The sequence below is a fragment of the Cystobacter fuscus genome, assembly GCF_044360685.1.
GTDB lineage: Bacteria > Myxococcota > Myxococcia > Myxococcales > Myxococcaceae > Cystobacter > Cystobacter fuscus_C.
Genome location: NZ_CP043491.1, coordinates 6111075 through 6121997, shown reverse-complemented (window position 1 = coordinate 6121997; position 10923 = coordinate 6111075). Strand labels below are relative to the sequence as shown.

The following is a 10923-nucleotide window of genomic DNA, read 5'->3' as shown; positions in this document are numbered from 1 at the left end:
GCGCTTGCCCTCAGGCCTTCATCAGTCCGTTCACCTGCGGATAGGGCATCGACTCGGCCGTGACCGGGGCCGACAGCCCATCCTTCAGGAAACCGCCCGCCAGCCGCGCCGCATGGGCGTACATGGCCTCGGAGATCGCGCTGCCCGCCGTGATGCGCCGCACTCCCAGCTTCTCCAACTCGGCGGCGGGGGCGAGGGTGGGGCGGGCCATGATGTTCACCGGCAGGCGGGTGCCCTTCACCATGGCGGCGATATCCCCCATGTCGGTCATGCCCGCGGGGAAGATGCCGTCGGCGCCCGCCTCCTCATAGAGTCCGGCGCGGCGGATACATTCGGCGGCGCGCTGGCCCTCGGGGGCAAGCCCGCGCAGATAGACGTCGGTGCGGGCATTGATGAAGATGTCGAGGCCTTCGCGCTTCAGGGAGGCGCGGATCGCTTTGATTCGGGCGACGAGGTTTTCGGGCGGCAGGTCGGCATCCTCGATGTTGAGATATTTCAAAATCGAGGAAGACAGGTCCGCGGGCTACACAGGCAGCGTTGACGGCATGCACAAGTGGCGGCTTCCGGGCATTCTCGGTTGCCCTACCTGCAAGGCCACCTGGAGTGACAATTCCAAAGCGTACCCCTCGGTAGACCTCACCCCCATTGCATCCCTGGCTGACTTCGAAGAAGCGCGGCCCGAGCCCATCGAGGAGTATGAACGGCTGTGTGAGTTGGTGCGCCCACTCCTCCCACCAGGAGCCGTGCTGACACCCGGTGCAACCTTTGGCCCGCTCGTGGGCAAGGCTCATGGCCGCTTCGGGCAATTCGTGACTCCAGTTCCTTGGTGGCCGCTCGTGCAGCGCGAGGCATTTGAGAAACTCCAGGCCGAGGGCCTGCCAGGTCTTCAGGGCTGTCCCACCCAATTGCGCTTCCGCCAGCGCGCCTCGCCCGTGCTGCTCGAGTTGGAGTTACTCCCCGTGGGCCGAGCGCACCCAGATTGCCTGCCCTCCAACGGTAGACCGCCGTGCCCTCGCTGTGGCCGTTTGGGTCTCTCCCTGCCCAAGCACCTCGTACTGGATGCTGCCTCCCTGCCCAACCACCGGGACGCCTTCCGGCTGGAGGATTTCTCCACTGTGGTCGTCTGCACCGAGCGCTTCGTCGACACCTGCCTGCGCCTGGGGCTCGACGGGGTGGCCTTCCACCCCCTGCCCACGAAATGACCGCGGCATCCCAGGTTCCGCTGGAGCACGGTAGAGCCTGGGCTGAGGTCATTCCCCCGGAGCCTGGGCTCCGGACAGCAGCGCGCGCTCGTCTCGGAAGAGCTCGAATAGATGGTCTCCCACCGCCTTCACCCGGGGCACCCGGGCCGAGTCGCGGCGCATCAATATCCAGACCTCGCGCTCGGGTGGAAGCGGGCCGAACGGGATTCGCACGAGGCCTGGGTAGCTCGCGGCCAGGAAACAGGGCAGCAGCACGATGCCATATCCGACCTGCGCGGCCGCCGCCTGGGCCTGGAGGCTGTTGCTTCGGAAGATGAACCGATGACTGGGAAAGCGGGACGCCATCCAGGCCGCCTCGGCCGCCTGATGGTCCGCTCCATACCCGACGAGGGGTGGCTGCTCGCGGGAAAGAAGCGCATCGCGCTTTCGAGCGGGCGCGAAGAAGGCGTAACCCATCGTGGCGGCCCTCCGGGCCAGCAGGTCGCTGTCGGCGGGCCGACCGAGGCGGATCGCGATGTCCGCCTCCCCGCGGGACAGGCTGAGCACCCGCGTCTCGGCGATGAACTCGACGTCGAGCCCGGGGTGGCGGTCATGGAGCGGTCCCATCCGGTCCACCAGGAAGCCATGAGCCAGGGACCGGGACGTCGTGAGCCGCACCGGTCCCTTTGGACCGTCATCGCCCTCGAGACGACGCTGCACCACCAGCGCGGCCTCTTCCATCGCGGTCGCTTGCGCCAACACGGTCGCGCCATCGTCGGTGAGCCTGAAACCGTCTGGCGTCCGAACGAACAGCGGCCTGCCGAGCCGACGCTCCAGTCCCTCGACACGCCGCGCGATCGTCGAGCGGGCGGCGCCCAGGGCCCGGCTCGCGGCGGCCAGACTGCCGTGCCGGGCCAGGGCCGCGAAGTGACGGAGGTCGTCCCAATCCAACGAGGGTGTGCGTTTTTCGGCAGGCATGGGGCAAAGGTCGACAGTTTACCGGGACCGCGCTCGTCTCGGATGCTCCCTCCCGCGTCCGAGGCCGGCCACCGCACCGGCGGCACTGCCCACGCACGCCTACCGACAGAGGAGAGTTCGCGCCATGACGAGCATACGGGTCGCTTCGGTGCAGTTCCAGCATCTCCCGGGAGACAAGGCCTACAACCTCGAGCGCATCCGGTACTTCGCCGGGCTGGCCTCCGCCAACGGCGTCAAGCTGATCACCTTCCCGGAAATGTGCGTGACGGGCTACTGGCATGTTCGCCACCTCGACCGGGCGGGCATCTCGGCGCTGGCCGAGCCAGTTCCTTCAGGCCCCTCGGTCGACATCCTCCGCGCGCTGGCTCGCGAACAGGATCTCGTACTGGGCGCTGGCCTCATCGAGGAGGGCGCTGACGGCCGCTTCTACAACGCCTATGCCGTCTGTCTGCCGGATGGGACGGTTCATACCCATCGCAAGCTCCACTCCTTCGAGAGCGAGCACATGGCGAGTGGCGATCGCTACACCGTCTTCGACACGCCGCTGGGAATCCGGGTCGGGGTGCTGATCTGCTGGGACAACAACCTCGTCGAAAACGCCCGTGCGACAGCGCTCCTCGGCGCGGATGTGCTCATGGCACCGCATCAGACCGGCGGGACGAATTCGCGCAGCCCGCACGCCATGGGGCGGATCGACCCCGAGCTCTGGCGGCGAAGAGCGGAAGACCCCCGCGCCCTCGAGGCTGAATTCCGCGGACAGAAGGGCCGGGAGTGGCTGATGCGCTGGCTCCCAGCGCGTGCCCACGACAACGGCATGTTCCTCCTGTTCAGCAATGGTGTCGGCCTGGACGACGACGAGGTGCGCACCGGCAACGCGATGATCCTCGACCCCTACGGCCGCATCCTGGCGGAGACCTGGAGGGCGGGTGACGACATGGTGGTCGTGGACCTGGACCTCGGCCTGCTCCCGCTGTGCACCGGACGCCGTTGGATCCGCGGTCGCCGTCCCGAACTGTACGGCCTGCTGGCCGAGCACAGGGGGGACGAGCTGGAGCCCCGGCAGGCCCGATTCTCTTCCGAGCCAACGGCGGCGAGAGCGCTCCTCACCAGAGCGAGGTGAAGGTCCCGGCGGCGATAGTTCCGGTGGAGCCGCGCGGTGCTATGCGCCTCGGGCAGCCTTCGAACGGCCGCCGACGAATGCCGCCAGGTGCTGGCCAGTCAGGGTCGACCTCGCCGCCACCAGGTCGGCCGGGGTGCCTTCGAACACGATCCGCCCGCCGTCGTGGCCCGCCCCCGGCCCGAGGTCGATGATCCAGTCGGCGTGCGCCATCACCGCTTGGTGGTGCTCGATCACGATGACCGACTTGCCGGAGTCGACCAGCCGATCCAGCAGCCCGAGCAGTTGCTCGAGGTCGGCCAGGTGCAGCCCAGTGGTCGGCTCGTCGAGCACGTAGACGCCGCCGTCTTCCCCCATGTGCGTGGCGAGCTTGAGCCGCTGCCGCTCGCCCCCCGACAGAGTGGTGAGCGGTTGGCCGAGCCGCAGGTAGCCAATCCCCACGTCGGCCATGCGCCGCAGGATCGCGTGCGCGGCCGGCGTACGTGCCTCGCCAGCGCCGAAGAAGCCCACCGCGTCGTCGACGGACAGGTCGAGCACCTCGGCGATGTTGAGCCCGCCGAACCGGTACTCCAGCACCGACGCCTGGAACCGCCGGCCCTCGCACTCCTCGCAGACCGTGGTGACGCCGGCCATCATCCCCAGGTCGGTGTAGATCACCCCGGCGCCGTTGCAGGTCGGACAGGCGCCCTCGGAGTTGGCGCTGAACAGGGCGGGCTTCACGCCGTTGGCCTTCGCGAACGCCTTGCGGATCGGCTCCAGCAGGTCGGTGTACGTCGCCGGGTTGCTCCGCCGCGAGCCCCGGATGGGCGTCTGGTCGACCGACACCACCCCGTCCCGGCCACACACCGAGCCGTGGATGAGTGAGCTTTTGCCCGACCCGGCCACGCCGGTCACCACCACCAGCACGCCGAGCGGGATGTCGACGTTGACGTCCCGCAGGTTGTGCGTGCGGGCGCCGCGCACTTGCATCACCCCCGACGGCTTCCGCACCGACGGCTTCAGCGAGGCTCGATCGTTCAGGTGACGCCCGGTGAGCGTGCCACTGGCCCGCAGTCCGTCCACGGTCCCCGCGAAGACCACCTCGCCGCCGGCGGTGCCCGCGCGGGGGCCGAGGTCGACGACGTGGTCGGCGATCGCGATCACCTCCGGCTTGTGCTCGACCACGAGGACGGTATTGCCCTTGTCGCGCAGCCGCAGCAGCAGCTCGTTCATCCGCTGGATGTCGTGGGGATGCAGCCCGACCGTCGGCTCATCGAAGACGTAGGTCACGTCGGTGAGCGACGAGCCGAGGTGGCGGATCATCTTGGTGCGCTGCGCCTCACCGCCCGACAGCGTGCCGGACGGCCGGTCGAGGCTGAGATAGCCCAGCCCGATCTCCACGAACGAGTCGAGCGTGTGCCGCAGCGTCTTCAGCAACGGCGCCACGGACGGCTCGTCCAGATCGCGCACCCACTGGGCCAGATCGTTGATCTGCATCGCGCAGGCGTCGGCGATGTTGATTCCCTTGATCTTGGAGGACCGGGCGGCCGCGCTGAGCCGGGTACCGCCGCACTCGGGACAGACGGTGAAGGTGACCGCGCGCTCCACGAAGGCCCGGATGTGCGGCTGCATCGCCTCGACGTCCTTGGACAGGAACGACTTCTGGACCTTGGGGATCAACCCCTCGTAGGTCATGTTGATGTTGTCGATCTTGACCTTGGTGGGCTCCCGGTAGAGGAAGTCGTGGAGTTCTTGCTTGGTGTAGCGCCGGATCGGCTTGTCCGGATCGAGGAAGCCCGAGGCCGAGAAGATGCGCACCAGCCAGCCATCGACGGTGTAGCCGGGGATGGTGAGGGCGCCCTCGGCGAGCGACTTCGTGTCGTCGTACAGCTGCGACAGATCGATGTCGCTCACCGAGCCCATGCCCTCGCATCGCGGGCACATGCCGCCGGTGACCGTGAACTCGCGTTTCTCGCTCTTCCCGGCGCCCTTCTCGGTCGAGAGCTGCCCGACGCCGCGGACCGACGGGACGTTGAAGGAGAAGGCGTTGGACGAGCCGACGTACGGCTTGCCGAGGCGGCTGAACAGCACCCGCAGCATCGCGTTGGCGTCGGTGGCCGTGCCGACCGTCGAGCGGACATTGGCGCCCATCCGCTCCTGGTCGACGATGATCGTGGTCGTCAAGCCTTCCAGGACGTCGACCTCGGGCCGGGCCAGCGTCGGCATGAAGCCTTGCACGAACGTGCTGTAGGTCTCGTTGATCAGCCGCTGCGACTCGGCCGCGATGGTGCCGAACACCAGCGACGACTTGCCCGAGCCCGAGACACCGGTGAACACCGTCAGCCGCCGCTTGGGGAGCTCGACGCTGACGTCCTTGAGGTTGTTTTCCCGAGCGCCCTGGACGCGGATCAGGTCGTGGTTATCGGCGGGGTGCTGGTTGGAGGAGGCCATGTTCGCGAGCATGGCATCGAGGAGCAGCGGTGTGTGAAGAACTCTCCGCGGGGCAACCCTCACCGACAATGTTCCTGCCCTCTGTCTACCAGAACACCATCACGGACGAGGCGCGGTTGTTCCACGTCTGCCGGTACCACCACGGCCAGAAGTACGGGTAGATGCGGTAGCTGCTCAGGTTGGGGACGGCCCAGTTGCGGCCCAGCCACAGCCGGCGGCCCTGGAAGTTGGGGAACTCGGTGAGCAGCGTCCAGCTGCCGCACCGGGTGCCCCGGGTCGAGGAGATGCGGTTGTCCCAGCGCCCCAGGTTGGCGTGCCCGAAGCCCGGGCGCAGCGTGAAGTACGCGCCAGTGTAGTACGCCCGTGTGGCCGCCTCATCTACACTCCATGCCCATGCGGATACGTCACCCCCTCCATGCAGTGCTCGCGGCGCTCGTCCTGCTCACGTCACTCGTGGGGCTCGCGCAGCCCCGGCTCGAGCGCGTAGGCCCCACGCCCTCGGGGACCGCGGTCATCCACCGAGGAGAGCGCGTCGGCTTCGCCGCGCGGGCCACCAGCCCGACCGGTGGGCTGCTCGGCTCCGAGTGGTACCTCGACGGCGGCTACCTCGGAGCGCAGCACCGCGGCGCGCTGCCCGACTCCACCGCGTACGATGCGACCTTCTGGCGCGGCATCCACTTCCCCACGAAGGGGCGCTTCCACGTGGAGGCCCTGGCCTTCGATGAGGCCAACCGCTACAGCGCCGCCGCCGCATGGACGCTCGATGTCGTCGAGCGCCCGAGGCTGCTCTACGTGGACCAGACGGATGCGCTCCTCGACGCCCCCAAGGCAGAGCAGGACGCCTTCTGGAGCTTCGTCGCCGCCCGCCGCATCAACCAGCTTGGCATCTACCGCCTCAACCAGATCCTGGGAAATACCGGCCGGACGGCGGCACTGCGCGCGTTCATCACCCGGGCCCACGCGGCGGGCGTCTCGCGCGTCTTCGCCATCGTGGCGGCACCGGAGGCGGTCACCGCCGTGCGGACCTACCTCGCGGACTCCGCCACTGCGGCCACCTCCCGGTTCGACGGGTTGCTCACGGAGCACGAGTTCTGGAACGGCACGGAGCCCGCCGACGTGCGCTGGGGCGACTACCTCCGCCTGCTCGAACACATGCGGGCGCTCGCCAACGACGCGGGCCTCGTGGTGGCCACGTACCTGGGATGGTTCTCGGCGGATCAGGCACGCACCCTGAGTGAGCGGGTCGACATCGTCCTGCTGCACGCCTACGTGGCGACGCCCAGCAACGCCTACCCGTACCTCAAGACCCGCCTCGAGTTCCTCTCGCGGGAGTGGAGCCGCCCCGTCCAGGTGTGGCCCATCTTCTCGGCCGAGTGCGATTTCTCCGGGCGCTGGTTCTCCGACAACCGCTCCACGGACGCGCTCGAACTCGCCGAGACCACCGTGCTCGATGCGTACCGCGCCGACGACCGCCCGTTCCGCAACGGTCTGCGCGTCTCGGGCTTCGCCTACTTCGCCTGGACCCACCTCGCCACCGCGCTCGGCACGGCGGCTTGCGCGCCCTGAGCGCCGTGTGCTGGCCACGGCTGGGGCCGCACCGTTGCCGTGGGGCCTCCGCGGCTGGAGGAGCTGACGCCGGACGGAGAACTCGCCCGGCTACGAGCGCGCCACGAGCAGCCATGCCGGTGCCCACCAGTAGGGATAGAGCAACCTGCGGTCGACTCGCGCGAAGCCAGCCTCGTGGAGCAGTTGCTCCCAGTGGGCGATGGGTTGCTCGAAGTTGGTGCGGGTCATGCCGCGATCCGCGTAGCCGAACAGCACCGGCATCAAGAAGCCCTGAGCGACCGTCTCGAAGTCCGCACCCGCGTACTCCGCCAGCCCCTCGCCATAGCGGGCGAGCACATGCCTCACGGTTTCGGGACTCAGCGGCTCGTCCATTCGCGGAGGGTCGAACTCGGCGATCAGCAGCACCTCGCACCGGGCACGTAGCCAGTTCAGCGAAGCGAGCCTGTCGGGTGGAGCGAGGGATTGCAGGCTGAAGGTGGCCTGCGCCACTTCCCAGTGGCGCGGCTGCGCGCGGGGTTCCGCCACGAACTCCCGCAGACCTCCGGCGAAGGCGTCGAACGTCACGCCCCGTGTGGTGAGTTCCTGGGTGGTGCGCGCGAGCAGTGGGGCCGCGGGCTCCACCAGGGTCACCCGCCGGACCGCTGGCGTCAGGGCGGGCAGCATCGCCATCCCGTCGCCGACGCCGATGTCGAGAAGCTCGAAGGGCTCGCTGGGGTAGCAGCGGGCCAGCGCCGCACTCGTCTCCTGGTACAACGGTACGTTGCCACCGCCTCGGATGAAGACACTGAAACCTTCCGCCGACACGTAGACGTCGCGCTTGCCTTCCCGGGCCACCCGGGCGAGGTAGACCGCCGCCGCACGGGGTAGCAACGCCTCCGGGTCAGCCCTCGCCGCGCCTTCCGCGAAGGCAGCTGCCTCGGCGTAGCGCTCATCGGCGAAGGCCAGCAGCGCCAGGTAGAGGAGGCTCTCGGGATGGGACGCCGCGGCGCGAGCGGCGGCTCCGAGGCCCCCGGTGCGGTAGTGATTCCAGATATGGAAGACGTCATCGCTCATGAGTCCCGCCTCTCTTGCACCCAGCGGAGTGACCTACCCGCTATGCCGGACACGCCTCAGCAGCTCCTCGCAGCCAACGCGCTCGACTGCCCCTGAGCGGAAAAGGGGGCTCCGAAGAGCCCCCTTCCGGACGGCCTACATGCTGGAGGACTACACCCTCAACGGGCCGCCTGCAGCGGCTTGCGCTCCTTCACGCAGACCTGGATCAGCTCGAGCACGCTCATGCTGGTGCCGCTGACGTTGAACTTGTGATCCTTGAAGTCGGGATACCGGTTCTCCAGGATGCGCCCTTCCGCGACGCAACCGTTGTACTGATCGAGCGCCTCGTTCTTGCGCCCCTTGGACAGCAGGGACTTCGCCAGATCGTATGCCTTCTTCGGCCCGTCCTCGAACCGGATCTGCACGTCGACCTTCTTCTGGGGCTCCTGCAGCGACGCGGCCTTCTGGGCACACTGCGCCATCACGTCCTGGGGCCGCGTGGGCAGTCCGCCGATGAGCACGTCGATCCCCGCAAGGCCCGCGTTCTCCTTCACCATCCTGGCGCCCTCGTCCTGGCAGGTCTTCAGCTTGTCCATCGCGTTCGCGTACAGATCCTTCTTCTTGCGCAGGTCCGCTGCGGACGCAGCCGCCTCCGACGTCGCGTTGGCGGCGGCCAGGGCCTCACCGGTGGTCTTCCGCAACAGCCGCGCCTGCCGCGCGAAATCGAGCGCCTCCATCAGCTTCACCATGTCGTTGCGCGCCCGCTCCGCGTACGACGCGTAGCCCGCGTCCTGCCGCTCCAGCTCCGCGCGCGCGTCGAACATCTGCATGAGCTCGTCCACGACCTTCGAGGCCGCATCGATGTCGCCGTCGGTGGCGGTAGCGGGCTTGGCGGCCTCGAGCTTCTCCTTCGCCGTGGCCAGGCGCTCGGAGAGCTGAACGCGGGCGTCCGCCGCGGCCAGCACGATCTTCCGCCGGTTGACGCGATCGGTCAGCTCCGCCATGCGCTCCTTGGACTCCTTGGCGTACAGCGCGTAGTCGCGGTCCTTCTTCACGAAGGCCACGCCGGCCTCCAGCACCACGCCGATCTGCTGGATGGCCTTCTCGGCCTCCTGGATCTGCGCGTCCGAGGGCTTCTCCTTCTGGATCCCGGCGACCAGGGCCGTCGCGTTCTTGCGCGCCTCGTCGACCTTCGCGCGCTGCTGCTGCAGATCAACCTCGTACCGGCGCCGCTCGATGGTCGCCTTCCCATCCTTGAGCAGCTGACGCGCTTCGGCGGCGGAGGGGCTGACCGCGGGGTTCTTCGTGTGAGCCGTCTCGAGCGTCTTCTGCAGGATGACCATCGCCGTGTTGGCCTCCTCGAACTGCTCGGGGGTCACGCTCCGCCTCTCGAGATTGCGCAGGGCCTGCGTGAAGTCGGCGCGGGCTGTATCGAGGCCGCGAACCTCGAGTGACACCTCGACCTCGGTGAGCGTGTTCTTCACCTCGGTGAGATACTGGGCGATCGACTGGCTGGCCGCGGCCTGCGGCTCGTACTTCTCCACCAGCTTGCGGACGACGAAGGCCGCGGTCTTGGCCTCGGCGAACTGCTCGGGAGTCGGCTTCCGGGCACGGAGCGCCTTGGCGGCCGCGACGAGCGCTTCCTGGGCTGGCCCCATCTCCGCCTTGACGCGCGAGACACCCGCCTGCGCCACCGACTCCTCCATCTTGCGCCGGGCCTGCGTGATTTCGGCGCGAGCCTTGTCCGCTTCCCCGCGATACGCCCTGTCGCGCTCCTCGAGCGGCTTGCCCTCGTCGATCTGCTTCTGCAGCGCCGTGATCGCCTTGTCGGTGGCCGAGAACTTCTCGTCTGACCAGGCCTTGCCCAGCTCGGCGACCGCGGCGGCCAGCGCCTTGCGGCTGTCGTCCAGGAGTCCGCGCTGCTTCTGCGCCGACTGCGCCAACCACCGGTCATCGATCGCCTTCTGGTGCCGGGCGAGGGTCGCGTCGATCTCGGAGATGTACGCGGCGAACTTCTCATCCTGCTTCGTCAGGGGCCGGCTCTCGTCCGCCAGCTTCTTGAGCGCATCGACCGAGGCCCGAGCCTCGTCCATCTCCTTGGGGCCGGGTTCCTTCCCCGAGAACTTCGCCATGCGCTCGTTCAGGGTCGCCAGCGCCTCATCCATGCGCCGGCGAGAGTCGAAGATGTGCACCTTGGCTCGGCGCCCCTCGACGTACTCGCGCTGCGTCCGGAGCTCCTTGCGCGCCGCGAGGACGGCTCTGGCGTAGTCGAGATCCGCCGTCTCGAAGCTCGCGCCCGCGTCGAGCGCGCTCTTCAGCGCTTCCACCGCCGCGAGGGCCGCATCGAGGTCGGCATTGCTTGGCGGATCCTTCTCGATCCGCTGAACGGCCGTCGTGAGAGCGGCGCGAGCACCCTCGAGCCGCTTCGATGCCTCCGCCACGGACTTCGCGGCAGCCGCCTCGGGCGGCGCGGCGGATGCGTCGAGGGAGGCGAAGGCAAGGAACCCCATGAACACCAGCACTGAAGTACGTACCATTCCCGCCTACTTACTACAGTGAAGCGGTGGGATCCCCGGCATAGTTGCGGGAGCCTTCCAGGTAGGAGGACAGCCCGGCAGC

Annotated in this window: 8 protein-coding genes; 3 read left to right on the top strand and 5 right to left on the bottom strand. The window is 68.4% G+C overall.

What is annotated here, in order from left to right; all coding sequences use genetic code 11:
* Positions 1–10: 10 nt before the first annotated feature.
* Positions 11–499 carry an isocitrate lyase/phosphoenolpyruvate mutase family protein gene (locus tag F0U63_RS25120; RefSeq protein ID WP_395833150.1) on the bottom strand — a complete coding sequence of 163 codons (489 nt, stop codon included), beginning with the start codon at positions 497–499 and terminating at the stop codon, positions 11–13.
* Here F0U63_RS25120 and F0U63_RS25115 point away from each other — a divergent pair.
* Positions 393–1202 carry a double-CXXCG motif protein gene (locus F0U63_RS25115; protein ID WP_395833148.1) on the top strand — a complete coding sequence of 270 codons (810 nt, stop codon included), beginning with the start codon at positions 393–395 and terminating at the stop codon, positions 1200–1202. The two genes, F0U63_RS25120 and F0U63_RS25115, sit on opposite strands and share 107 nt — an antisense overlap.
* A 48-nt stretch (positions 1203–1250) precedes the next feature.
* On the opposite strand, the gene F0U63_RS25110 is transcribed toward F0U63_RS25115, so the two are convergent.
* Complete coding sequence (locus F0U63_RS25110) at positions 1251–2159, bottom strand: LysR family transcriptional regulator (protein WP_395833146.1); 909 nt, start codon at positions 2157–2159, stop codon at positions 1251–1253.
* A gap of 124 nt (positions 2160–2283) precedes the next feature.
* On the opposite strand from F0U63_RS25110, the gene F0U63_RS25105 reads away from it, so the two are divergent.
* A complete protein-coding gene (locus F0U63_RS25105; RefSeq protein ID WP_395833144.1) occupies positions 2284–3279 on the top strand; it encodes a nitrilase family protein in 996 nt (331 codons plus the stop codon).
* 39 nt (positions 3280–3318) lie between these two features.
* On the opposite strand, the gene F0U63_RS25100 is transcribed toward F0U63_RS25105, so the two are convergent.
* On the bottom strand, positions 3319–5718 hold the full coding sequence (locus tag F0U63_RS25100; RefSeq protein WP_395833142.1) for an ATP-binding cassette domain-containing protein: 2400 nt from the start codon (positions 5716–5718) through the stop codon (positions 3319–3321).
* 381 nt (positions 5719–6099) lie between these two features.
* Here F0U63_RS25100 and F0U63_RS25095 point away from each other — a divergent pair, with 381 nt between their 5' ends.
* Positions 6100–7272 (top strand): hypothetical protein, encoded by a 1173-nt coding sequence (locus tag F0U63_RS25095; RefSeq protein ID WP_395833140.1) that lies wholly within the window; start codon positions 6100–6102, stop codon positions 7270–7272.
* A gap of 90 nt (positions 7273–7362) precedes the next feature.
* Here F0U63_RS25095 and F0U63_RS25090 read toward each other — a convergent pair whose 3' ends face one another.
* Both F0U63_RS25090 and F0U63_RS25085 read right to left on the bottom strand, forming a co-directional pair.
* The gene (locus tag F0U63_RS25090; RefSeq protein WP_395833138.1) at positions 7363–8325 is read right to left on the bottom strand and encodes a class I SAM-dependent methyltransferase; all 963 of its coding nucleotides are present in this window, start codon (positions 8323–8325) and stop codon (positions 7363–7365) included.
* A gap of 158 nt (positions 8326–8483) precedes the next feature.
* Positions 8484–10841, bottom strand: a complete 2358-nt coding sequence (locus F0U63_RS25085; protein WP_395833136.1) for a hypothetical protein — start codon at positions 10839–10841, stop codon at positions 8484–8486.
* Positions 10842–10923: the final 82 nt, after the last annotated feature.

Bases quoted from the DNA above. Each gene is read 5' to 3' on its own strand.
- F0U63_RS25115 (WP_395833148.1), top strand. From the start codon at position 393: ATGAAGATGTCGAGGCCTTCGCGCTTCAGGGAGGCGCGGATCGCTTTG.
- F0U63_RS25110 (WP_395833146.1), bottom strand. From the start codon at position 2,159: ATGCCTGCCGAAAAACGCACACCCTCGTTGGATTGGGACGACCTCCGT.
- F0U63_RS25105 (WP_395833144.1), top strand. From the start codon at position 2,284: ATGACGAGCATACGGGTCGCTTCGGTGCAGTTCCAGCATCTCCCGGGA.
- F0U63_RS25100 (WP_395833142.1), bottom strand. From the start codon at position 5,718: ATGCTCGCGAACATGGCCTCCTCCAACCAGCACCCCGCCGATAACCAC.
- F0U63_RS25095 (WP_395833140.1), top strand. From the start codon at position 6,100: ATGCGGATACGTCACCCCCTCCATGCAGTGCTCGCGGCGCTCGTCCTG.
- F0U63_RS25090 (WP_395833138.1), bottom strand. From the start codon at position 8,325: ATGAGCGATGACGTCTTCCATATCTGGAATCACTACCGCACCGGGGGC.
- F0U63_RS25085 (WP_395833136.1), bottom strand. From the start codon at position 10,841: ATGGTACGTACTTCAGTGCTGGTGTTCATGGGGTTCCTTGCCTTCGCC.